This window comes from Spirochaetota bacterium, assembly GCA_034190085.1.
Lineage (GTDB): Bacteria > Spirochaetota > UBA4802 > UBA4802 > JAFGDQ01 > JAXHTS01.
The window spans coordinates 1-24,146 of record JAXHTS010000073.1 but is presented as its reverse complement, the minus strand read 5'-3'; the positions used below and the strand labels follow the sequence as shown (position 1 = coordinate 24,146).

The 24,146-nt window shown below is 35.8% G+C and carries 19 protein-coding genes and 1 tRNA gene; 4 read left to right on the top strand and 16 right to left on the bottom strand.

All coding sequences use genetic code 11. The features are described 5' to 3' along the window. Positions 1-64: 64 nt before the first annotated feature. Positions 65-1,849 carry a methyl-accepting chemotaxis protein gene (locus SVZ03_14930; protein MDY6935505.1) on the bottom strand — a complete coding sequence of 595 codons (1,785 nt, stop codon included), beginning with the start codon at positions 1,847-1,849 and terminating at the stop codon, positions 65-67. A 466-nt stretch (positions 1,850-2,315) separates the two neighbouring features. Between SVZ03_14930 and SVZ03_14925 the strand changes: the two genes are divergently transcribed. Beyond that, the gene (locus tag SVZ03_14925; protein MDY6935504.1) at positions 2,316-3,125 is read left to right on the top strand and encodes a hypothetical protein; all 810 of its coding nucleotides are present in this window, start codon (positions 2,316-2,318) and stop codon (positions 3,123-3,125) included. Positions 3,126-3,170: 45 nt separating this feature from the next. Here SVZ03_14925 and SVZ03_14920 read toward each other — a convergent pair whose 3' ends face one another. From SVZ03_14920 to SVZ03_14910, 3 genes are all read right to left on the bottom strand, one after another. Beyond that, positions 3,171-3,908 carry a tetratricopeptide repeat protein gene (locus SVZ03_14920; protein MDY6935503.1) on the bottom strand — a complete coding sequence of 246 codons (738 nt, stop codon included), beginning with the start codon at positions 3,906-3,908 and terminating at the stop codon, positions 3,171-3,173. A 27-nt stretch (positions 3,909-3,935) separates the two neighbouring features. Next, the gene (gene ppdK, locus SVZ03_14915; protein ID MDY6935502.1) at positions 3,936-6,647 is read right to left on the bottom strand and encodes a pyruvate, phosphate dikinase; all 2,712 of its coding nucleotides are present in this window, start codon (positions 6,645-6,647) and stop codon (positions 3,936-3,938) included. Positions 6,648-6,958: 311 nt separating this feature from the next. Then, the gene (locus tag SVZ03_14910) at positions 6,959-7,933 is read right to left on the bottom strand and encodes a rhomboid family intramembrane serine protease (GenBank protein MDY6935501.1); all 975 of its coding nucleotides are present in this window, start codon (positions 7,931-7,933) and stop codon (positions 6,959-6,961) included. 624 nt (positions 7,934-8,557) lie between these two features. On the opposite strand from SVZ03_14910, the gene SVZ03_14905 reads away from it, so the two are divergent. Beyond that, positions 8,558-8,632: transfer RNA gene (locus tag SVZ03_14905), tRNA-Asp, on the top strand. Between the two features lie 245 nt (positions 8,633-8,877). Here SVZ03_14905 and moaA read toward each other — a convergent pair. The 3 genes from moaA to SVZ03_14890 all read right to left on the bottom strand — a co-directional run bounded on the left by moaA (position 8,878) and on the right by SVZ03_14890 (position 11,069). Beyond that, positions 8,878-9,879: a GTP 3',8-cyclase MoaA gene (gene moaA / locus SVZ03_14900; GenBank protein ID MDY6935500.1), complete on the bottom strand. Its 1,002-nt coding sequence runs from the start codon at positions 9,877-9,879 to the stop codon at positions 8,878-8,880. A 3-nt stretch (positions 9,880-9,882) separates the two neighbouring features. Beyond that, positions 9,883-10,443: a hypothetical protein gene (locus SVZ03_14895; protein MDY6935499.1), complete on the bottom strand. Its 561-nt coding sequence runs from the start codon at positions 10,441-10,443 to the stop codon at positions 9,883-9,885. A gap of 107 nt (positions 10,444-10,550) precedes the next feature. After that, the gene (locus tag SVZ03_14890) at positions 10,551-11,069 is read right to left on the bottom strand and encodes a hypothetical protein (protein ID MDY6935498.1); all 519 of its coding nucleotides are present in this window, start codon (positions 11,067-11,069) and stop codon (positions 10,551-10,553) included. 844 nt (positions 11,070-11,913) lie between these two features. On the opposite strand from SVZ03_14890, the gene SVZ03_14885 reads away from it, so the two are divergent. Together SVZ03_14885 and SVZ03_14880 are read left to right on the top strand one after the other, a co-directional pair. Further along, positions 11,914-13,899: a carboxy terminal-processing peptidase gene (locus tag SVZ03_14885; GenBank protein MDY6935497.1), complete on the top strand. Its 1,986-nt coding sequence runs from the start codon at positions 11,914-11,916 to the stop codon at positions 13,897-13,899. A gap of 553 nt (positions 13,900-14,452) precedes the next feature. Then, the gene (locus SVZ03_14880; protein ID MDY6935496.1) at positions 14,453-15,412 is read left to right on the top strand and encodes a glycosyltransferase family 2 protein; all 960 of its coding nucleotides are present in this window, start codon (positions 14,453-14,455) and stop codon (positions 15,410-15,412) included. Between the two features lie 82 nt (positions 15,413-15,494). On the opposite strand, the gene groL is transcribed toward SVZ03_14880, so the two are convergent. The 9 genes from groL to SVZ03_14835 all read right to left on the bottom strand — a co-directional run bounded on the left by groL (position 15,495) and on the right by SVZ03_14835 (position 23,791). Further along, entirely contained in the window at positions 15,495-17,132 is a 1,638-nt protein-coding gene (gene groL / locus SVZ03_14875; protein MDY6935495.1) for a chaperonin GroEL, read from the bottom strand. 23 nt (positions 17,133-17,155) lie between these two features. Continuing rightward, positions 17,156-17,443 (bottom strand): co-chaperone GroES, encoded by a 288-nt coding sequence (groES, locus tag SVZ03_14870; GenBank protein MDY6935494.1) that lies wholly within the window; start codon positions 17,441-17,443, stop codon positions 17,156-17,158. Between the two features lie 759 nt (positions 17,444-18,202). Then, on the bottom strand, positions 18,203-18,676 hold the full coding sequence (moaC, locus tag SVZ03_14865) for a cyclic pyranopterin monophosphate synthase MoaC (GenBank protein ID MDY6935493.1): 474 nt from the start codon (positions 18,674-18,676) through the stop codon (positions 18,203-18,205). 39 nt (positions 18,677-18,715) lie between these two features. Then, on the bottom strand, positions 18,716-19,429 hold the full coding sequence (gene pssA, locus SVZ03_14860) for a CDP-diacylglycerol--serine O-phosphatidyltransferase (GenBank protein MDY6935492.1): 714 nt from the start codon (positions 19,427-19,429) through the stop codon (positions 18,716-18,718). A gap of 669 nt (positions 19,430-20,098) precedes the next feature. Continuing rightward, entirely contained in the window at positions 20,099-20,335 is a 237-nt protein-coding gene (locus SVZ03_14855) for a hypothetical protein (protein ID MDY6935491.1), read from the bottom strand. A 39-nt stretch (positions 20,336-20,374) separates the two neighbouring features. After that, positions 20,375-21,421: a thiamine phosphate synthase gene (thiE, locus tag SVZ03_14850; protein MDY6935490.1), complete on the bottom strand. Its 1,047-nt coding sequence runs from the start codon at positions 21,419-21,421 to the stop codon at positions 20,375-20,377. A gap of 4 nt (positions 21,422-21,425) precedes the next feature. Next, positions 21,426-21,623, bottom strand: a complete 198-nt coding sequence (thiS, locus tag SVZ03_14845) for a sulfur carrier protein ThiS (protein MDY6935489.1) — start codon at positions 21,621-21,623, stop codon at positions 21,426-21,428. 47 nt (positions 21,624-21,670) lie between these two features. Then, positions 21,671-22,450, bottom strand: a complete 780-nt coding sequence (locus tag SVZ03_14840) for an outer membrane lipoprotein-sorting protein (protein ID MDY6935488.1) — start codon at positions 22,448-22,450, stop codon at positions 21,671-21,673. A 69-nt stretch (positions 22,451-22,519) separates the two neighbouring features. Continuing rightward, positions 22,520-23,791, bottom strand: a complete 1,272-nt coding sequence (locus SVZ03_14835) for a glycosyltransferase N-terminal domain-containing protein (GenBank protein ID MDY6935487.1) — start codon at positions 23,789-23,791, stop codon at positions 22,520-22,522. Positions 23,792-24,146: the final 355 nt, after the last annotated feature.

The window sequence follows — 24,146 nt, the reverse complement described above, 5'->3', positions numbered from 1 at the left end:
GTCACTTGAGAGGATAATGATATCCTGGGAAGATAATACTATATTTAGTGATTGCATTCAGCCTTTACTCAAGCTTAAAATAATCCACCTTAAGCTTGAGAGATTCTGCCATTCCTGAAAGCTCTTCAGAGTTGCTTGCCATCTCCTCTGCCCCTGATGAGGTGGACTGAGTCAATTCACTTATATTTGAGATAGATTTTACTATCTCGGTAACAGCAATCTTCTGCTCGCTTGTCGCATTTCTAATCTCATCTGATTTAATTTTTACATCCTCTGCCTCGCTGTTAACATTTTCATTTGTTTCCAATTGCTTCTGCATAGACTCAAATATCCTGTTCATCATCTCATCTATTGAATTGATCCCTTCAATTATTGCGCTAATGCCATTCACCGTATCATTGACATTGGATATACCCATCTTTATCTCTCCCTCATTCACTCCAATGAGCGCATCAATATCCTTTATGCTTCCTGCAGTCTGATCAGCCAATTTCGATATCTCATCAGCAACTACAGCAAATCCTCGGCCCGCCTCTCCTGCTCTCGCTGCCTCTATCGCAGCATTTAATGAAAGCAGATTTATCTGTTCGGATATGTCATTTATAATTTCAATTATATTAGTAATTTTGTTAGAGCTGTCGCTAATCTTCATCATACTCTCATTCATCCCCTTCAAGGATGTTTCACCTGATTTCCCCTTTTCTAATATATTCTCAGAGAGCACTGACGCCTCTTTTGTTAATTGGCCCATTTTTTTTATCATTTCAGAAAGTTCATCCATTCTTGAAATAAATGATGTCATGCTGTCAAATTGTCCCTCTGCGCTCTGGGCTACATTATCTACGCCTGCAGCCACCTCTTCAACTGTAGCTGTTATCTCTTCAGAACTAGCGGCCTGACTTTGGGAATTCTCAGAAAAGGATAGAGACGTTGATGACATCTCCTCAGCCGAGGCCGCTAACTGATTTGATATATCCTTTACGTCTGTTATTACACCCCTGATTTTTTTCACAAAATTATTGAAGTTCTTTGCGATTTCACCTACCTCATCCTTTGAATCTATTGGTAGTTCCTTGGTTAAATCGCCCTCTCCTTCAGAGATATCCCTTATCATCTCTGAAGTGGTTTTTATTGGCTTAATGATTGAGTTTGCCATGATGTACGAAATAATGGTGATAATTGAAAGAGCGACCAATATGAAGAGCCATAGGAGGATTGAGACATAAGAGGCTATCTCCTCAGATAGTTTTGTTGCTGTTATTGACATTTCTAGGGAAAGAGCGGATAGCCTTTTATCAAGTTCTACTATTTTATTAAAGGATGCTTTCCTCTTTAATCCTTCTGAAGTATTTAAATATTCATCTGTCAAAGTGGATAATCTTTTATTGATGTCCCTAGATTCCTTTGATTTATTTATTAGCTGTATTAGCAGGTCATTTGAGTCTACAAGTCTCAGTATTCCGACAAAATCCTCTAATCGGTCATAGCTAGTAGTTTTGATCAATTCAGATAGGGGTTGGGCAATATTCTTATTGGATTTGGTCTTTATATCATCTAAAAGTGGACAGATTGCGCTATATATGCTTATCAGACGGTTAGATTCATTTTTATATAGATCCTTGCCATTCGCCTTATCGTTATGAAGGTATCTATAGAAATTCGACATGCCCCTTTGATACGTGACAGTATGCTCACGCTCTATTAAACCTATCATTCCGATACTGTAAACAGCATTTAGGGCATATTGGATGATAAATACGATAACTATAATAGCTAATATATGAATACATAAGATAGCGTATATTTTTCTGCTCATAGATCCCAATAACAAGTTTTTTAGTCTACCCATAGTTCTAATCCTTTAATAGAAATAATATCATTCATCTTAAATAAATTAATGGTATGGCTCTAATACTAAATAATTTGGCTATTCGATTAAATGTAAGATTAGATGTTAATCCTATAAAGTTTATATTGACAAATATCTACAGATCAATGATTCTTATAGAAGCGATTGAATTTGGTTATATATTGTAAAAATAGCATTTCTCACCTTTATCCTGGTCTGAGAAGCTATTGATACATTAGTATGTATTAGTTTAACATTTTATTAACATCTATGCATAGCCATTTATTCATCCTGAATTATAATAGTATTCTAATGATTAATCAAGTTTTTTAAAATTGATGATATTACCTCAGAGGTATGATCAATGAGGTTGAAATTATAGAGAGGGCTATAAGCTTTGAGGAATTGGAAAGAGCATATTCATCTTTGTAATGAGAAAAGAAAATTGAGGAGAAGAGAAGTTAGCATGAAAGAAAAATATATCTGTACACTTTGCTTGATATTTTTGACTATGATGTTCTCTTCTATAACATATTCAGCTAGGTTCGATGAACTCGATAAACCTCCAGAGGGCGCTCATGCAGGTCAGATGTTACTAGGCGCATTTATCAATTTCGGCTTTCCGCGAGGCAATCTTATTGATGCTGAAAATGATTTTCTTGATGAGGTTATTGATCCTGTAAATAACACGATTTTGCGTTCAACCTATACCTTTGAAAATGGTGTAACAAAGGAGATAGAGGTCTCTCATCTTTCATTTGCTTTTGGTCTTACATTTGAGTATATGTTTTATAATCATTTCGGGATAAATACAAGATTGAGGAGGTCATACATCGTTCAAAAATCAAACTTTGGATCGAATTATAAAAACTGGACAGGTTATCTCTACAGAGATATATCACTTTATTTTGGACCCTCAATACATGCTACAAATAGAAAGAGATGGGATTTTGTTTTTACACCCCTATTGGGATATGTTTTCTCAAAATATATTGCTACCCCTATAGCTAAGGAAACCATCTCAGGATACATCGGGGATAATAGAAAATCGGATAACGGACTATCCTTCGGTTCTGAGTTGAATTGCACCATCTATTTTAGCGGCGGACTCTATGTCTCCATAGGGACTGAATGGATAAGAAACAGGTTGGATTTTGGGGGTGATCTCAATCTAACCAATCCACAAACAGAAAAAGCATACCTCTCAGGTTCAAACAGTGGTTATATCGATTCAATAAGCCTAATTATATCAACTGGATATGCATTCTCAAATTAATCATATTAAATCATAATAGAGACTATAATATGTAATAGCTAATCTCTAATCCCCTGTATCCTTTATCGCATTTTTTCTCAATTGACGAAGATTTTTTTTGATTATAGGATTATTAGGATTTAATACACTGGCCTTCTTCACATACCTTAGCGCATCATCCAAATTTCCAGCTTTCTCAAGACAAATTCCAATGTTGTTTAAGACCTCTGGGGAATTCGGTATAATCGCTAGGGCTGCAGAGAAGGCTGTATTTGCTTCGGAATATCTCTTTAACCTCATCAATGCTATACCAAGTCCATTATAAGAGATACCCATCTCAGGCTTAATTGAAATCGCTTTCTCATAATACTCCTTAGCTGTACTATATTTTTTAAGCCCTAAAGCACTTTTGGCGAGAATATAGTAAACAATTGGGACCTCTTCTAAATCTAACGCCTTTTTAGCATAATAACGAGCGTCTCTGAACAATCTATTTTCAACCAGTAGCATAGAAAGATCGATAATTGGGTCAACATTATCCCGCTTAATCTCAATACATTTTTTGAAATGTGTTATAGCTGATTGAAGATTACCGAGTTTCCAATGATTGTGAGCAGCAAGAAAGCGTAAATTGTAGTTTGGGGAATCAGGTATCATATCCTTGTCGATATCCAACTCTTTAGCGATAATATCAAGTGATTTTTGATATCCCTTTGAGATGTATAATTCCAGAGCATCATCATAAGAGGCATATAGGAATGTGCTCATTGTTGTTATCATTATAAATTTTAAACAAATTTTCATAATTCTCCCCATCATTCTCTAGAGTTGTCAATCATTCTTGATAGAAGCCTGGGCTGCTGCGAGCTTAGCTATTGGTACTCTATAGGGGGAACAGCTTACATAATTCATGTTCACTATATGACAAAATTCAACTGAGCTGGGCTCCCCTCCATGTTCTCCACAAATACCGATTTTAAGATCAGGATTAGAATCCTTACCACTCTCAACACCAATTTTTATCAACTTGCCAACTCCGTTTCTATCTAAAATGCTGAATGGATCTGATGGCAATATCTGTTTGTCCACATACTCTGGTAAAAATTTGCCAGCATCGTCCCTGCTGTATCCAAAGGTCATCTGAGTAAGATCATTGGTTCCAAAGGAAAAAAATTGAGCCTCCTTTGCAATATCATCTGCTGTTAGGGCCGCTCTAGGAACTTCAATCATTGTACCAATAAGATATTCTACAGTAACTCCCATCTCTTCCATTACCATGTTCGCGGTTTGCACTATTATATCTTTCTGCATTTTCAACTCTTCTACTGATCCTACAAGGGGAACCATTATCTCGGGTTTAACATCCGTTCCCTCCTTATGGAGCTGGCATGTAGCTTCAATAATTGCCCTAGCCTGCATTTGGGTAATCTCAGGATAGGTAATACCAAGGCGACAACCCCTATGACCAAGCATCGGATTGAACTCATGCAGCGAGTCAACCTTCGCTTTGATGGCTTCAATTGTAATCCCCATCTCCTTGGCCATCTCTCTCTGATTTTCATCCTCATGAGGAACAAACTCATGCAGGGGTGGATCTAATAACCGAATTGTAACACCAAATCCCTCCATTGCCTTTAATATTTCATAGAAATCCTTCCTCTGTATTGGTAAGAGTTTATCCAAAGCCCTTTTTCTGCCCTCAACATCTTCAGCAAGTATCATCTCTCTCATGGCCTTAATCCTATCATCCTCAAAAAACATGTGTTCGGTTCTACACAAGCCAATCCCCTCTGCTCCGAAATTTTTTGCTGTTACAGCGTCCTGTGGTGTATCAGCATTAGTACGAATCCCAAGCCTCCTCACTTCATCAGACCAATTCATAATGGTGCCGAAATATCCAGATAGTTCTGGCTTAATTGTTGGGACCTCTCCGAGCATAACCTCGCCAGTGGATCCATCAAGTGATATGTAGTCTCCCTCTTTAATAATCAGGTCTTCTACCCCCAGCTCTTTTTTGGAATAATCAATATCTAAAACACCACATCCTGAAACACAGCACTTCCCCATACCTCTGGCAACAACAGCTGCATGTGAGGTCATGCCTCCTCTTGAGGTCAATATCCCCTGAGCAGCATTCATCCCCTTTAAATCTTCCGGTGAGGTCTCAATCCTTACAAGAATGACCTTCTCTCCTCTACTATTCAACTCATCAGCATCATCAGCATGGAAAACAATCTTCCCTGTAGCAGCGCCCGGTGATGCGGGAAGTCCCTTGCCAATCACTTTTTTCGTCGCATTTGGATCAAAGGTTGGATGCAACAATTGATCAAGGGAATCCGGGTCAATCCGCATAAGGGCCTCCTTCTTGTCTATCAGCCCCTCTTCAACCATTTCTACTGCTATGCGTACTGCAGCCGCTGCGGTCCTCTTCCCATTTCGTGTCTGAAGCATCCATAGCTTTCTGTTCTGGATAGTGAATTCGATATCCTGCATATCGCGGTAGTGCTTTTCAAGTTTTTTATATACCCCTTCTAGTTCCTTATAGACTTCAGGCATATTCTCTTCTAAAGAAGGATATTTTGATCTTCTTTCCTCCTCGCTTATATTGTTCTCCCTTGCCCATTTTTTCGAGTCGTTGTGTGTAATCTGCTGTGGGGTCCTGATCCCGGCTACAACGTCCTCTCCCTGTGCGTTTACAAGGTATTCTCCATAAAAATTTTTCTCTCCAGTAGCAGGATCTCTAGTAAATGCCACACCAGTAGCACAATCATTGCCCATATTGCCAAATACCATAGCCTGAACATTTACTGCTGTTCCCCAGCTATCACTATAATTATTCATTTTTCTATATAGTATGGCCCTTTCATTGTCCCATGAACCAAATACTGCTCCAATAGCTCCCCATAATTGCTCATATGGATCAGTCGGGAATTCCTTTCCTAATCTTGTATTAATAATATTTCTGAACCTCTTAACCAATTCCTTTAAGTCATCAACTGATAAGTCCAGATCCTGCTCCACTCCCTTTGATTTTTTCAGTTCATCAATAATCTCTTCAAAGGGATCAGTTTCATCCTTGGATACAGGTTTAAGCCCCATTACAACATCACCATACATCTGAATAAATCTTCTATATGAATCCCAAGCAAAACGTTCATTATTTGTTTTTTTTATAATACCATTCAAGGTAACGTCATTAAGTCCAAGATTCAATACGGTATCCATCATTCCAGGCATTGAAACCCTAGCTCCCGATCTCACAGAAACTAGAAGAGGATTGTCTTTATCGCCAAACTTCGCTCCCATCTCCTTCTCGATCCTCTTCAATGCTTTTTCAACATCCCCCTTGAGTTCACTAGGAAAGTTTTTATCGTTTCCATAGTATTCATTGCAGACTTCTGTAGTAATAGTAAAACCTGATGGAACGGGTATACCTATTCTAGACATCTCAGCTAAATTTGCACCTTTTCCTCCTAATAGGTCTCTCATCTTTGCACTTCCATCGGTCGACTTCCCACCAAAAGAATATACTCTTTTTCGCATAGTTTCTTCTCCTAACTATAGTTTTAATAGCTAATTATATTCATATTGTATTATATGCCCATCTGGAAATTATTGGGAAAAGGTGTATCGATTGATAATGTTAATTTATGTAAAATGTAAACTCCTAAAGCAAATAATTGTACAACTCCTCTTTCCAAGGAATAAGGCATGTTCATAAATAAGACAAAAGGTATTTAATGAATTGTTTATGTTTTATAGTAAGGAGTTGCCCTTCGTTACCACATTTTTTCATCTTAAATCCTCAAATAGGCAACTCACCTAACAATGCTCAATAGGATAATTAATAAGTCCTATTTCTCAGTATATTTTGCAACTTCACGCAGAAAGCATGTATTTACGTTATCACAATTACTACAATATTCATCATCCAAGTTTAAATCCCCATCTTGGCAAACTGCAACCTCATCATCTGTCATGATTTCTATATATTTAATATACTGTACCTCATCATCAGATAGATGTTTATAGCCAGATTGTTGGAGTTTTTTTAAGATATTTTTCTTCATTTCATCTTTAGTTTCATCCAACCGATCTTTCCCTGCCTGCTCCGATGACTTATTAGCAATATACCTTTTTTTGCCCTTAGCTATCATTACTTTTGATTTAAATTTTATCCCTCTCCTTTTTTGGGTAAAAAAATAGATCAGTCCAGCGAGCAATCCTCCCAGGTGACCAATATGAGATATCGTGCCCTGACCCCCGGAAAATTCAAAGAACAATTCCAATCCACCAAAAATGATAACAAGGTATTTTGCTTTTACAGGTAAAACAAAAAAAAGAAGAATCTCAGCATTTGGAAATAAGATACCAAAGGCAAGCAAGAGTCCAAAAACTGCTCCTGATGCACCTATTGTTGGAATATAATATCCAATCCCCTGTGAAATTGAGTTTATTATGAATATAGTCATTCCAGCACCGATTCCACAAAAAAAATAATAGAAGAGCAACCTACGACTTCCCCATTCCTGCTCTATGGGTACACCAAAGATGAGCAGAGCATACATATTGAAGAATATATGAACGAAACTTACTGTGCTATGCAGAAACATGTATGAGACAATTTGCCATATGAATCCCTTCTCAACCACTAACGCGGGAATAAGCCCAAGGTAAAATGTAATTACAGAGGAACGGCCATTAAATCCTGAAATTGAATATATTGCCTGATGTTTGGCAGTAAATACCTGTATAGCAAATATCACTACATTGATTAGTATGAGTTTAAAAACCCATCCATTATAAAACACAGTGTTTGATCTTTTCATTATGTTTCTCGTTGACTCATTAATAAATTTTGTGAAATAACCAAAAGGGGTATATTAAGGTGTTAAAGTAAACAAGTTAAAACCGAACCTTCTCTCAGTAAAGACTATTTTCCTAATTTAGCGAGAAAATTTAGTTGATTTATTATGTTAAATTATTATTCTGAGAGATGCTTTTATGATTGCTACCTCCCCCAATTATTCATTGGATGAGTAGGTCACCATATAATTTATCTTTATGCCTCATTTCTCAAAGGTTAATATAGGCAAAATCAGCCCTCTTACAGAAGTTGTATAATCAATCTATTCATACTTATCAAGAATAAAATGTATATTACTGGGTTATTCAATCCCTCCGTCTTTCATGGGAGTAAGTGTATTTTCACGTTTATGTATATTTCAAACAATCTGATCCGTATTTAATAATTAGTATCTAAGTTATTGGCAAAATTATAGATTAAGCCTTTTTTTTGTTGACATACAGAATAAAGTAATTTTACCATATTCAACGTAATAATTAAAAGACAGAGTAATTATAAATCCCTCCCTTTCATGAAGGTGCTTAAGTGAGGTTCAATTAGCATCTTATAATAGCTTACGAAGGGAGTTTTGTTATAAGTAATAAATGGGGTGTTAGCTCAGTTTGGTTAGAGTGCCTGCCTGTCACGCAGGAGGTCGCGAGTTCAAGTCTCGTACACCCCGATATTAATATTTCATATGGGAACCACTATTAATTAAATTTCTAACAATACCCTTATTCACAAACCCTGTGGAATCAGGTGTTTGCACAGGCTGGCAACAAAATATTTTTAATTAATAGAGGTTCCCATATATAAATATGTAAGTCTTTTCCGAAAAATGACGAGTTTACCCCTGCTTGAGTTATTCATAACATTATTAATATCCAATATATTCATTAAATGCACAATGGCGAGATCTTTTATGTTCTACCCACCAATCTTGGACATGCTTCTGTTAGGAGCTAAGGATGAACACCCCTCATCGCTAATGTACAAGGAATTATGATTGTGATGCTTTGGCTTTTCACTCACAGCTTGGAGAATAATTTGTTGTAAAGCATTATCTCCTATTCCCATCCTGTATGGCCTTTTGAGATCATATTCAATATTTGAGAGAAGGCAAGTCTTTAGGAAGCCATCACAGGTAAGGCGCAATCTATTACATTTATGGCAATAATTATGAGTCATGGGAGGAATGATGCCGATTTTCATCTTGTATCTATTTTTGTAATAAAAATCATACATCATTGATACCCGAGTATCCATTCTTTTGTTCCTCATCAAATCTCCAAATCGATCCAGATGATTAATCAAGTCATTACATGATACATTAGATTGTAGTCTTTCATCAATAGTAAAAGGCATCTTTTCAATAAATCTAAGAGTAATATTTTTTTCCTTAAAATAATCCAAAAATACTTCTAATTCCTCGATAGTTCCCTCATATAATACTGAATTTATCTTTATATTAAAAAAGTCAAAAGCGATAGCTTTTTCAATATTTGAGATCACTCTATAAAAATAATCTCTTCCAGTAATCATCGCATAACGCTCTCTGCTCATTGAGTCAAGGCTAATGTTCAATCCATGCAGCTGGATAGAATATAAGTTATCTAACACCTCATCTAAAAGAACACCATTAGTAGTAAGACCTAAATCAATATCCGGAAACAATTTTTTAGTTTTAGAGATTATATCAACAAAACCCTTGCGAATCAGCGGTTCTCCACCTGTAAATCTTATCTTTCTAACCCCTAATGATATAAAAATGTTAATAAAATGAATAAATTCCTCATTTCTGAGTATTTCTTCATAGGGTAGCAGTGTTACTCCTTCCTTGGGCATACAGTAGATGCATCTTAAATTACATTTATCAGTAATAGATATTCTAAGATAGTCAATTCGCCTAAGGAATTTATCCGTCAACATCATTCAAATCCTGAAATTAAATCGAATAAAAAGGGAATTATCCCCAAGGGCATCGAATTTACCTAACCCATAATGCAATTCAAAGGTTGGTATTGATTTTTCATTGATTTTTCTTATGTTATAATATGTCAACAATAAAGACGATATATACACGCTAGTATTAGCAAGCACTATAAAGGTAATACGCTGGGCCGCTCTATCATAATCCCGTTTATTCTTTTCTGCCTCAAAGGACGCAGCATAAGTATAATCATTCATTTTTAAAAATTCGGAATATTCATATACCCTTCTCGAATTATTATATTCTGACCTCTTATCCTTCCAATCTCTATAGCCATAATAGATATAATAACCACCAAGTACCTTGATAATACCAAAGATAGCCCCCATATAATAATTACGAATATAGAAATGCCCGCCTCCGGGTAATAATAGATCAAGAGCAAAGGCTTTAGTATGAGAAATCCTATCCCTTGTAATTGGTATAATATCATCAATCTCAGTTAATGAGTTTCCACTTTCAAGCTTTTGTTTCGCAGAATCTCCATTTTGTGACGTATTCATTATATGAACAAATTCTGAATTAGAGGAATAATTAAGTGCATAAGAATTGGAATGTAAAAGAAGTAAAAGGGGTAATATTATATAGTATTCAATTATGTTAAATCTACTCATCTTTTGTGATTATGAAAAAAAATAAAATTTTTTTTAAAATATTCATTTTCTGGTTCAAGAAGACATGCTTTAGAATACATTTTGTAGGCTTCCTGACGATGTCCGAATAGTTCATATATAATTCCAAGATTATTATAGGCAGGGGGATAACTTTTATACTCATTTATTGACTCATTGAAAAGAATCAAGGCTTTCCCAAAATATCCACTCATGGCATACTCTACACCCCTATTATTTATTCTAGCAATGGGAGAAAAAGATACAGATTTTGCAAAATATCTCTTTAAATATATCTTATAGATTTTTTCATCTATAGTACTATGCTCACTATCATTCCTCCTTTTATGAAAGCTGAGGTTAATGATATCCTTCTCTTCTATGTTTTGCCCTGCTTCTGTGGTAATATCCTTTTGAGAGAGTAGGTGGTTTTTTGATAATCGAACTGGAAAATAATAGTAGCAGGAGCTGTAAATAAAAGTAAGAATGATTATAAAATTGTATTTTGGTATATACATGTCTACAAGTTATTAGATTGCTTAGACTAATATTTGACTACTTGTGTAATATCTAGTCCAAGCTGTAAAGCAGTAAAAATTTGAAAAACTGGAATTGTTTATCAGTCTGAATAGTGATAAATCAGATATTCCCCATAAATCGGATAACTAATAGAAGGGAAGCTTATTGATTTCGAATTCCTAATAATAAGGAAAGGAGATTTTTCTCCGATGTCAATAATAAATGATAATAAATGGATTAGTAAAGTTGAGATTTCAAATAGTGATATAAATGACTTAAATAATCATTGACTTAATTATGAGAATAAGTAAATAATCTAAGTTGGGCCTGCAGAAATTCGTTACCCCAATTATTAAATTATTAATGAAATCATCGTTAATAGGGAACATGATCTCATCTTAAACCCTATATCAAAAGCTCCAGTGAAATAATTATAGTAATCAGAAATAACTGGTTTTATCTATATTCGATATCATTTGATATTATTTTATAATGATGGTTAATAAAAAAGGATGGTACAATCCCATCATATGTATTAGAGTTGTATTTTTCAATTTACAAAAGTACTTAATCTGTTGCATTATCATCAATGATCGAATAATATAATATTATTGTTGACTTTTTAATTTAACATATAGTCATTTCAAATTCAGCGCCAATACCAGTGTATTTGAATTATAATAAATAACATAGATTCTTTTGAAATTGAACTAATATACCCTAAAAATTATATTTCGATGAAGTGAGGGTAATTTAATCAAGGATTATTCTATAAAATCCATTGTTTCAATAGCTTTATTAAAACCAATATGGCTATATTATTTATAAGGAGTATAATTATTAATGGCAAATAATAGGCAAAAGAGAACAATATCATTTATTGTTGCAATTATACTGGTTCTTAGTTGTTTAAAAAAGACAGAAGGTCTTAAAAAATCTGATATAAAACCGATAATATCAATTTTTTTAGCAAGGCATGTGAAATATCACGAATTTAATGATGAGATATCATCAAGAACCTTGATCAATCTGATGAAATATCTTGATCCTGGGAAATATTATTTTTTTCAAGGTGATGTTGATATTTTTTTTCATAATAAGGATAAAATCGATGATCTCGTAAATTCTGATCAGTATGATTTTATCTTTGAGATATTGAAGGTGTACAAGAAGAGGGTTAGTGAAGGTATAAAACGCTTTCATTTACTTATTGAAAATAAATATGATTTTAATAAAGATGAAAGTATCATTATTGACAGGGATAAAGCACAATATTCCACAGATGAAAAAGATATGCAGGAAAGATGGAGGAAAAATATAAAACTCCAGCTTTTCAATCAAATGGCAATCGTGAAGGATATAGTCAAAGCAAAGAAGAAACTGAAGAAGAAATATCGATTATATGAAAAGCGGATCAACGAGATTGATAGTGCCAAAATAACTTCCATCTTTGTGAATTGTTTTTCCACAGCATTAGATCCACATTCTAATTATCTAACTCGTGAAGAGCATGAAGATTTTATGATATCAACCAAGTTAAAGCTTGAGGGAATCGGAGTATTACTCAGATCTGAGGATGGTTTTGTAATAGTGGAATCGATAATCCCAGCTGGGGCAGCAGCGAAGTTGTCTGATGATCTTAAATTAAAACCAAATGATAAGATCGTGGCTGTTGCAGAAGGAGATAACGGAGAACCAGTTGATGTCATTGATATGGCCCTTCGGGATGTTGTAAAGCTTATTAGAGGGAAAAAGGGAACGAAAGTGAGGCTCACTATCTTAAGGGAGGTTGGTGAGACTCATGAGCAACTGCGAAATGTAATCCCAATAATAAGGGAAGAGATAAAATTAGAGGATAGAGCAGCGAAATCTCAAGTTTACACAACTGATGGTATGAAAAATCAACTGAGAATTGGATATATTAAATTATCATCCTTTTATCTCGACTTTGACGCTATTCAAAAGAATGATCCCAATGCTAAGAGTTCATCCAAGGATATTATAATTCAGATCAATAAATTAAAAAACAAGGGGATAGATGGAATTGTATTGGATTTAAGGGGAAATCCTGGGGGTGCTCTGACTGAGTCTATCAATATCGCTGGGATGTTCATTGATCAAGGGCCTATTGTACAGATATTAGATGGGAGAGATAGCCTTAATGTAATGAAGGATAATGATCCAGGTGTATATTATGATGGGCCTATGGTTGTACTAATTGATAGATTTAGCGCCAGCGCTTCAGAGATTTTTGCTGGTGCAATAAAGGACTATGGTAGAGGACTAATAATTGGTCCATGTAGTACCTTTGGAAAAGGATCGGTGCAGACCTATAACGTATTGCCAAGCAGGAAGGGGGCGATGAAGATAACAACAGCCCTCTTTTATCAACCAGCGGGTTCATCCAATCAATTAAATGGTATTCATCCAGATATCACCATTCCGGATATCTCTTCAATTTGGGAAATAGGAGAAAATGAGTTGCATAATGCCATTAAATGGGAAAAGATCAAGAGGGCAAATTATGTGCCTTATCAAAACTATATAAATGAAAAGATCATTTCACAACTTGTTGGACTCTCATCTGCAAGGATTAAATCAAACAAAAAATTTACTGAATTGATCAATAAAATAAACAAGTTTAAGGAAAAGCTTAAAAGGAAAGAGTTTAGCCTTAAGGAGGAGGCCGGGATTGAGGATCAGAAGAGAAAGGATGTTGAGAAGAAGTTACGAACCAATAAGAATGATATGATTATTGATTTAGAAAATGATCTATTCCTTCACGAGGCATTTAACATAGCGGTTGATTATATTAAGAGACTAAATTAACATTATTGGTTTTGTGAGATATTGGTTATATATTGAGACATGAATCAGTTTTATTCTCACTCACTTTTGAAAGCCTACATTCATTGGAGTTATAATAAGATATGATTTTTCTATAAAACAAAGAATTAGGGTGAAAACTGTTAATGTAACCCCGTCATAAAAATAACATTTGATCATCCGAAGAGTGTGCAGAGTGTTAATACACACCCCCACCAAGAATGGCTGCGATTTAACCCCAGATGATGCCATTTGATAGACATAATATTAGATGGGAAAGACCCCCAATATTCCCCAATCAGAATAAAAAGGTCTGCTAAACAAACCTTTTTAACTCGTCTATCTGGTTTGTGCATAACTTAGAAGGTCTGAAGGAAATTGCTAAATCGCTGATGTTTTTCTCTTTGGCTGAATTTATTTGAATGCTATCAATTAAATTATTTGACTTGCCAGAATAAAAGTACTCATTTTTTTTAGTTGTACTAATAATTAAAATTTTAATAACAGCACTTTCGTCATAGCAAGAATGATATTGACGATATAAATTAGAGGAAATATGAGTAATGATATAGAGCTATCAATTATTTTGCCAGTATTTAACGAAGAAAAGAATATACCTCTCCAATTTGAGAATATTATATCATTTGTAGATCCACTGGAAATTAATTATGAAATAATATTCGTTGATGATGGCAGTACTGACAACTCCTTTGGAGTAATAAAGGAAATATCAAAAAATGATAGTCGAGTAAAGGCCTTATGTTTTAGAAAGAATTTTGGACAGACTGCTGCTATGGCAGCTGGAATCGAATATTCTAAGGGTGATGTCATAGTTACTATGGATTCTGATCTTCAGAATGACGCAAAGGATATTAAAAGACTCCTTAAAAAGATAAACGAGGGATATGATGTTGTGAGCGGTTGGAGAAGGGAGAGGAAGGATGGACTTCTTTATAGGCGGATACCCTCAATTATCGCTAATTGGCTAATATCAAAGATCAGCGGAGTAAAACTCCATGATTTGGGATGCTCACTCAAGGCTTATAGACGGGAAGTTCTCCAGTACGTCAAGCTATATGGTGAGATGCATCGGTTCATACCTATTCATGTATCATGGGAGGGGGCTAAAATAACAGAGATCCAGGTTGAACACCATTCGAGAAAGTTTGGGATATCCAATTATGGCTTAAAGAGGACATTCAAGGTTATCCTTGACCTGATTACTGTCAAATTTATGGGCACCTATTCAACAAAACCAATATATGTTTTTGGCGGGATAGGTCTAATCCTTTTTATAATGAGTATTTTTAGCGGGTCAGCGGTAATTATTATGAAGATGATGCTCAATCACAGTATGATTAGAAATCCTCTATTTCATTTGACTGTAATGCTCATTACATTGAGCATGATGGTTGTACTCTTGGGAATTCTTGCAGAGATATTGATAAGGGTTTACCATGAAACCCAAGGGCAGCCGCCCTATAGAATTAGGGAGGTTGTTAATATTAAAAAATAGATTATTTTATTCGTTTAATAAGTCGTATATGGATTAAAAAAGGGGCGTTTGATGCAACACCCCTTTCATATTTTCAATAATTTTAGTACATTCCTCCAGGAGGCATTCCGCCACCAGCCATACCAGGAGGCATCTTTTCTTCCTCTTGTTTATCGGTAATTAGAACCTCGGTTGTCAACAGCATACCTGAAATAGAAGCTGCATTCTGAAGCGATGACCGAACCACTTTAGCTGGATCAACAATGCCTGCTTCCATCAAATCTTCCCATTTTAGGGTTGCAGCATTGAAGCCGATTCCCTTCTTTTCGTTAACAGCCTTTTCTACAATCACAGACCCTTCGTATCCGGCATTATTAGCTATCTGCCTCATGGGTTCTAATACAGCCCTTGTAATTATTTCAGCGCCTATCTTTTCATCGCCATCTAATTTCTCAGCGGTTTCTTTTATAGCCTTTTGTGCATAGAGTAGGGTTAAGCCGCCGCCTGGGACAATCCCTTCCTCAACAGCAGATCTGGTCGCGGACAGGGCATCCTCAACTCTTGCCTTCTTCTCCTTCAATTCAACCTCAGTGGGTGCGCCTACATTGATAACAGCAACTCCGCCTGCTAATTTTGCCAATCTCTCCTGAAGTTTTTCTTTATCATAATCTGATGTAGTTTCTTCAATCTGATTTTTTATCACAGTTATTCTTCCCTGAATATCCTGTTGGCTGCCATCACCTTCAATAATTGTGGTGTTTTCCTTATCGATGAGAACCCTTTTTGCCTTGCCTAACATATCTATAGTAGTATTCTCAAGCTTGAGCCCAAGATCCTCAGAAATAACCTGACCCTTGGTTAGGATCGCTATGTCCTCGAGCATGGCTTTTCGTCTATCTCCAAAACCAGGCGCCTTAACCGCTACACAGGATATAGTCTTCCTCAGGGTGTTTACGACAATAGTTGCTAGCGCTTCGCCTTCAAGGTCTTCAGCAATAATAAGTAAAGGTTTTCCCGCTTGTGCTACCTTTTCCAGTATTGGAAGAAGATCCTTCATCACTGATATTTTCTTTTCATTTATTAAAATATAGGCATCCTCTAAGACGGCCTGCATGCTCTCAGCATCTGTTACCATGTAGGGCGAAATGTAACCCCTATCAAACTGCATCCCCTCTACTACTTCAAGATTGGTCTCTATAGATTTTGCTTCCTCTACAGTAATAACACCATCCTTTCCTACCTTTTCCATCGCCTCTGCGATTAACTCGCCGATTTCTGTATCATTATTGGATGATATTGCTGCTACTTGGGCTATCTCTTTCTTGTCTTTTATCTCTCTAGATGAATCGCCAATAAATTTGACCGCTGCATCAACAGCCTTATCAATCCCTCTCTTAACGGCCATAGGGTTTGCTCCGGCAGTGACGGTCTTAAGGCCTGCTTTATATATCTCAGTAGCAAGGATCGTAGCTGTAGTTGTGCCATCTCCAGCCACATCATTGGTCTTAGTAGCAACCTCTTTGACCATTTGAGCGCCCATGTTTTCAAAGGGCTCTTCCAATTCAATCTCCTTCGCAACAGTTACACCATCTTTGGTAATGGTAGGAGCGCCGAACTTTTTGTCCAAAACTACATTTCTACCTCGGGGCCCTAGAGTAATCTTTACTGCATCACACAATTGCGTAACACCATCCAGAACTGATCTTCTTGCTTCTTCGTTATATTGTAATATTTTTGGCATATTAACACCTTCCTTTCATTTTATTATTCAACTATCGCTAAAATATCGCTTTCTCTAACGATTAAATACTCTTTCCCCTCATGCTTAACCTCTGTTCCGGAATACTTTCCGTAAAGAACTGTATCTCCAATTTTGACATCAAGAGGAATCCATTCACTATTCTCAAATCTTCCTTTACCAACAGCAATAACCTTTCCCTGCTGTGGCTTTTCCTTGGCTGTATCAGGGATAAATAAAGACCCCTCCTTCTGCATCTCTTCCTCAATAACTTCTATGAGAATTCGATCTCCTAATGGTTTAATAGCCACGATATGCCTCCTACTATTTTTAATTTGATACTGATTTTATTTTATCACTATATTTTTTAAATCATTTATGTACATTATTAAAGTGACGGGAAGAATGATTATTCTCCCTAATTCACTAATGAGTGTTTGAATATTATATTAAGGGCATCCTTTGGAGGGTAATAATCCTTGGTTAACCCTCATCTCAATAGTATGAGATCAAATTATATATATAAATTTTTTACTTTTTTATTGTAAGTATCTGAAAGGGAACTAAATATTATATTTTAATATTGTATTAAAATAGTTTTATTAAAGTCACAGAAAAATACAAAGAAAGCAAGTATTTAATATTTGGCAACTATTTTTTTGATAAATACCTAAAATTATAGGTTATTGTTTAAAATAGATTACCTTCTGATGTTTAGTTGTTAGCACTCATCTCGCTGAGTGCTAACAACTAAACATGATATACTATAGATTTTCTAATTAGGCAAGTGCAATAATATGCAATTATTGGTGTTTATGAATGGTTATTGGCTGTTGTGGCAAAATATAGATTTCTTACGCAATAATAAAAAAATTATACTTTTTTCACTAATTCTCTTTGACTCTATCCTATATTAGGATGTGATCATGCTTGATAGATAATTAAAGGGTGTGAAGGAAAAAAAATAATGAAAAACCCCAAAAGGATTCATTTAATACTTAATGGGAGCACTTCTCATTAACGGTTATACACTATACTGATGTTTATGCATTTAATCCATAAGGAGTAATAATCTATGATAAACCAACATCAGATTTCCCACCGCTTTTTTCGATTAGCCTCATATCTTCAATTATCATATTCTTGTCCACGGCCTTACACATATCGTAGACTGTTAATGCCGCAATTGAGACCGCTGATAATGCTTCCATCTCCGCTCCTGTCTTGCCCTCTAATCTCACTTCAGAGGTGATTGAAATGCCACATTTCTCATCATCAATATCCAGCTTTATATCAACATGGGTTAATAATAGGGGATGACACATAGGAATCAATTCCGCTGTTCTTTTTGCTGTCATTATTCCTGCAAATCTGGCTGCCTCAAAGGGATTGCCCTTAGGTATCAACCCTTCTCTTATTAAATGCAGGGTTTTGGGTTGCATTCTAACAAATCCAGCTGCTTTAGCCTTTCTTAAAGTAATTTTTTTCTCTGAAATATCAACCATTGTGGCAGAGCCATTATCATTATAGTGAGAGAATTCATTCATGGCAGACTTTATGCAATAATTTACCAGTGATAGCAATCTTTAATATTTATGATCCTGTATAAACTGTATGATGAAACTCAAAATACCGGATAAGATATAGAGCGAAATAAAAATAAATACTGTCCACTGTCTAAAAAATATTAGAATGAGGGCGATAGCGATAATAAAAATGATTAACTTGAATCCATGGATATTTTTAAACAGATAATACTTTGGTTTGGAATACTTTACAGTAGATACCATCAATAGACCAATAATTACAAAGGAGAAAGCGAAAATTATTTTTGGTATTACAACATTTATGAAACAAATAGGTACCAGAGCGACAATTACGCCAGCGATTGGAGATGGCAATCCAGTAAAGGAATTTTTATCGGAACTTATATTAAATCGGGCAAGCCTGTAGGCAGCGCATATAGGAAAAATTGATGCGATGAATATACCCACTATATCTATATTGCCAAACATAGGTATTGTACTTTCAGATAGATAGGCCTTATATGCTAAATATCCTGGGGCTACGCCAAATGTTACGCAATCTGCTAAAGAATCCAGTTCTCCACCCAGAGGACTAGATACATTTAAACGCCTCGCAACGGGGCCATCCAGACCATCGAGGAGAGCGGCTGCTAGAATCAGAAGTCCGGCTGTAATGTATCCCTGATAATTTCCATGACTTGAATATATTACTGAGATAAATCCCAAAAGTAGGTTGCCAGTTGTTAATGTGTTAGGTATCCATGCAAGAGTCATAACCGCTCCTTTATGCCTGTTACAGCAGGTTTGCTGTATATGCCAATAGTTCCACATGAAAAATACAGCATAGTAATTCCTCTTTCATAATATAATCTTCAAACATATTGGTGATTGTCTAAATTGAGTAATATTGTGAGTGATAATGCCTTACAATTCTGATAGGGAGATCATTTGGGCATCCTGATAAAAGATGTTAATGACTGATCTCCAACTTGGACATATTCAGAGTATTAATATTCAATTAAAAGTTGAGTATAGTAATATACTCAATATTCCAACTGTCAATGAAAAAATTATGTCAGCATTTGGTAACCTTTCAATAAATGAGGTTTTATATAATTTATAGAGGTATTATTACATCTCAAATTCTAATACTAAATTATAGGCTCACCCTTATGCCTGTCGCTGTAATTGAATTGTATTGAATTATGATTAGATTAAAAAATCAACAAAATAAGCGGCTGGCCCCTAAGGGATTAAAGTTTTTAAGTAAAAACCGAGTATCAATGTAGGGGTGAACGGCCGTTCGCCCCTACTATTCTTTATGGTATTCAAAATTGGCATTCTTCCTAAGAACACTCATCATAAAATGAACTAAATTTTTGATATGCTAAATTTTAGTGGAGTGTATGATAAATGCAAAAAATAAAAAATGAGAGGTGGAGATCATCTGCGTCTATTTAAGGCGATCTTTCTGTTCAATATTTTTTCTTTATGCCTGATATCCTTAGAGAGACGTTCCTGTCTCTTTTTTAAATCCTTATAAATGCTATCACTCCGTATCTCTCTGATATTCATGCCACTAGTCAACAATTCCTTCATTTTGTTTATCCTTTCCCTACGTACCCTCCTCCATTCATCCCTTAGTGTAGAAAGCTCATTCTTAATATCCTGAAGATTCATTTCAATATCATTAAATTAGTGTTCTGAGATAGAATACACCTACATTGAGGCGATTATTCTCCTGCAATTCTCTTCAATAGCATTATCTCTATACAGGTATGAGATCAAGGCAAAGGAGGAATATCCCAAGCCCTTAAGCCAACTCACGCCTTCAGGTTCAAGCCCCCCAATGCATACGATGGGTATATTAATTTTTTCAACCAGATCGCGTACTACTTCCATCTCAATCCCCTTCAACAATTGGTCATATTTGCTTCTGGTATCATATATTGGCCCTAAGGCTATGTAATCAGCCCCTTCCTCATAAGCTATCATTGCCTGTGGGAATGTATGAGTGGAGATGCCAATAAGCATGTCTGGTGGAAGGATTAACCTTGCATCCTTTAAGGGTAGGTCATCCTGGCCAAGATGAACGCCATCTGCATTTGATATACGTGCAATATCAGGATAATCATTGATAATGAATAGGACCCTCCTCTCCCTACAGATCGCGGATATCTCTTTAGCAACCGAGAGCACACTCTTCACAGGAACACTCTTCATCCTCAACTGAATAACCCTTGCGCCTCCATCAATAAGCCTTGAGGCTGTTTGGGAATACCCCTCATCATGAATTAACGAGGAATCAAGAATAGCATAGAGCGAGTTTTTTAATTTCTCAATTTTTCTTACTTTTAATATATTCGAGATCAGCTCTTTTTCAAGATTGTAAAGCGAAAATCGTATCCTTTGAAAGGGATTGTGGATCAATTGAATATCCAATAGCTTTGTGAATTCCTCTATAGCTCTTAATGCTTCAATTGAACGGTGAAGGTTCCTTTTGACCAATTCCTCAAGGGAGTCCCTCCTTCGTTCGCTTTCAAGATCAATAAACTTTAGTTGGTCACTCTCAACATCCCTTGCGTTTAGTAATGGTGTATCCGGGAATACTCTTACCTCTTTGATAAAATCATGACGAATTTCCTTAATCCTCCCGGCAAGACGGGTTTCATGATATATGAATCTGTACACATCTTCACAGATTTTGAGTCCCTCTAGGGTTCTATTGATATTCGCATCAATAGCTGAATAGATGCCATTTCCCAATGTCTTATCCCCCTCCGACAAGCTGTACTATCTCAATAACATCGCCTTCCTTTAGTTCTTCTTCCTCATATATATCGGATTTAATAATCTCTCCATTCTTTTCCACCACCGTAAGCATCTTATCGAGATTGTATTCTTCTAATAATTCAGAAATTTTGGACTTATCGAATTCAACTATTTTGCCATTTACCTGTATTTTCATTTCTTTGCTTTGTTATAATATGTAAACTTATGCTGAGGAAAGCGTTGCTATTTCCTTAGGCCAAGATTCTGGTGTCTAAAAATATTCCTGTCAAGGTCAATATCCTCATCAAAGCTGTTGAACTCAAGGATCGTTAATGTCCCCTTGAGGATATCCAGCATATCATATCTTATGGGAATTATCCTATTCTTTTCAGTGATTACCCTTGAGATAGATAGGGTCTTAAAAATGACGGTATCAGTATCATGATAATCAATTCTGAGTGGTATATAATCCGATTTTTCTACATATAGGGTCAACAGCCCGTATTCCCCCTTTTTGAAGATCGGATATAGTTTCAGTTCATAACATTCATATCCCTTTATAATGGAATCGCCTATAATCTCAGCATTATAGTTGCTCTGTAGATCAGCGTTGGAAAGGTCAATGTAATAATAGTTTGTTGATAGGATTCTGTTAAATCTATCTATATCCCTTTTATTAAATAGTTTAATTGCAAAGACATGATAAACCCAGATATCCTCTCCCCTGAGGTTGTACAAAATCCGTTGCTCCTCGCCCCTCTTTTTGCTCGTAAATGTAAAGAGGTAGTCATCTTCGGAAATAAATCCCTTAAGATTGACAGACCTAGATCTCCCATCAGGAGTGATGTGCTGCATGCTTCCTTTAATAATACCCTTTGGGTAATCTAAAATACTATCTACTCTTGCTACAATCTCATGAGCCTTCAATTCGATATCTCTCTGTTCGGCTGAGTAGAGGGGGAGCACAATTTGCGGAAACAGCAATAGTGTGCCTATTATTATGAACAGAAATTTTTTTCTCATATAAGCTAAGCATCAGATAAATAGAATGATTGTATTATAATATCCTATATCGTAGAATTATACTATATATTAAATAAATTTTTTCATATCATGAATTATATATCTGCAGGCTCCGAGGTTCTCATTAAAGTATTCTTTCACCCTTTTTGACATATTATTCCTCAACTTATCATCCATTAGTGTCTTAATCATTTTATAGAGTTCATCCTCGTTCCTGCAAACAGACAACCCTCCGATATCCTTTAGACTAATGGCCTCAAAGGCATTTTTAATGAATGGCCCTGTCAAGATCGGTTTCCCGAAAATGGCTGGTTCTAAAACGCTGTGAACGCTGCCCTTAAAGGAGCCACCTATAAATACGATATCCGCTATCTCATAGAGATAGGCAAGGACTCCCTGAACATCGACGATTAGCATCTCCTCTTCCTTTAAAAGAATCGGATCCTTGGATTTGCTGTATATTATCGGCATGAATCCCCTTGATTTGATATTTTCCTTTATCCTATCTATGTTTTCAGAATCCACCTCATGTGGTACGAGGATGAATATCGCCTTTTCTCCTCCATCCCTCAACCTCATGGCCACATTTAATAACTTATTTTCAGATACTTCGTAAGTGCTTCCGGCAATTATATATTGATGCTCCTTATCCCGCAGGATCATATCAGTCATGGCAATTGGCTTCTTTTTAAGAACCGTTTTTACCCTATCAAACCTTGTGTCGCCGGAGATTATCACAATCCCCTTCTTTCCACGGCCAATTATTCTAATAAATCTGAGGGCATCCTCCTTCGAAATAGCATAGATCCTACAAAAAAGACCATATGTGCGGCTAAAGAAAATACGAAATGGGAATCTATGCCTCAAGGAGCTTTCAGGTATTGTTGCACTTATCATTATAAGCTTAATGTCCCTCCTGTTCGCCAGGGTAGAAAGATTATGCCAGATATCATATTTTGAGTAGATGATGATTTCCGGTTTTATGCAATTCAATAATCGCTTGATATTTCTCCTGTAATCAAGAGGCAGGTTAAAGCAGAGGTCTATCTCCCTGTATTTAATGCCAGCCTCAAAACCTGAGGGCGAGAAGAAACTCGCAACAATTCTGATCTCCTCTCTGTCTTTCTTCAGGTATTCAATTATGGGTTTAGCCTGTTCAAATTCTCCTGCTGAGGCGGAATGGAACCAAATAACCCTGTTGCCGGGATTGTTTCTGAAATATTCTTCAATCCTGTCTATTTCGCCTTTTCTCAAAGAGAAAAATTTTCTCGCTTTTCTATTATACACAGAAGCGATCCTTCCGAGAAGGGAAGCTACAAATATGAATATCTCATATATCACTTGGGGGAGTTCTCCGTTACTTATGTTTATTGCAACATTTTATTCTACTTGATTTAATAACCTGTAGACTTTGTTTAATATTCTAATTTGTAAGAGCCCAAATAAGTCAATTTATTTTATAGTATTAATTATGCTTGTTATAATGTTTTATTAAGTTTATATGATAATTAGACTTGAGGGTGAGAGAAAATTTTCCCAAGTTCAGCGAAAGGCATCCCCTAAGAGAGGGTAAGATCACCCCTCAAACAATGTTGCAAACTTTGTAAATCAGAAGTATTATCCGAAGGACTCGGATTAACCCTATAAACAATCTTAACTTCTTCGTCGTCAATTTCAACTTGTTTAATCAAAGCAC

Excerpts from the sequence above, each read along its gene's own strand:
- groL (MDY6935495.1), bottom strand. The coding sequence starts at position 17,132 with ATGCCAAAAATATTACAATATAACGAAGAAGCAAGAAGATCAGTTCTG.
- SVZ03_14855 (MDY6935491.1), bottom strand. The coding sequence starts at position 20,335 with ATGAATCTTCAGGATATTAAGAATGAGCTTTCTACACTAAGGGATGAA.
- SVZ03_14890 (MDY6935498.1), bottom strand. The coding sequence starts at position 11,069 with ATGTATATACCAAAATACAATTTTATAATCATTCTTACTTTTATTTAC.
- SVZ03_14925 (MDY6935504.1), top strand. The coding sequence starts at position 2,316 with ATGAAAGAAAAATATATCTGTACACTTTGCTTGATATTTTTGACTATG.
- SVZ03_14885 (MDY6935497.1), top strand. The coding sequence starts at position 11,914 with ATGGCAAATAATAGGCAAAAGAGAACAATATCATTTATTGTTGCAATT.
- SVZ03_14910 (MDY6935501.1), bottom strand. The coding sequence starts at position 7,933 with ATGAAAAGATCAAACACTGTGTTTTATAATGGATGGGTTTTTAAACTC.
- thiS (MDY6935489.1), bottom strand. The coding sequence starts at position 21,623 with ATGAAAATACAGGTAAATGGCAAAATAGTTGAATTCGATAAGTCCAAA.
- SVZ03_14930 (MDY6935505.1), bottom strand. The coding sequence starts at position 1,849 with ATGGGTAGACTAAAAAACTTGTTATTGGGATCTATGAGCAGAAAAATA.
- moaA (MDY6935500.1), bottom strand. The coding sequence starts at position 9,879 with ATGTTGACGGATAAATTCCTTAGGCGAATTGACTATCTTAGAATATCT.
- SVZ03_14880 (MDY6935496.1), top strand. The coding sequence starts at position 14,453 with ATGAGTAATGATATAGAGCTATCAATTATTTTGCCAGTATTTAACGAA.
- SVZ03_14895 (MDY6935499.1), bottom strand. The coding sequence starts at position 10,443 with ATGAATACGTCACAAAATGGAGATTCTGCGAAACAAAAGCTTGAAAGT.
- pssA (MDY6935492.1), bottom strand. The coding sequence starts at position 19,429 with ATGACTCTTGCATGGATACCTAACACATTAACAACTGGCAACCTACTT.
- moaC (MDY6935493.1), bottom strand. The coding sequence starts at position 18,676 with ATGAATGAATTCTCTCACTATAATGATAATGGCTCTGCCACAATGGTT.
- SVZ03_14920 (MDY6935503.1), bottom strand. The coding sequence starts at position 3,908 with ATGAAAATTTGTTTAAAATTTATAATGATAACAACAATGAGCACATTC.
- ppdK (MDY6935502.1), bottom strand. The coding sequence starts at position 6,647 with ATGCGAAAAAGAGTATATTCTTTTGGTGGGAAGTCGACCGATGGAAGT.
- SVZ03_14840 (MDY6935488.1), bottom strand. The coding sequence starts at position 22,450 with ATGAGAAAAAAATTTCTGTTCATAATAATAGGCACACTATTGCTGTTT.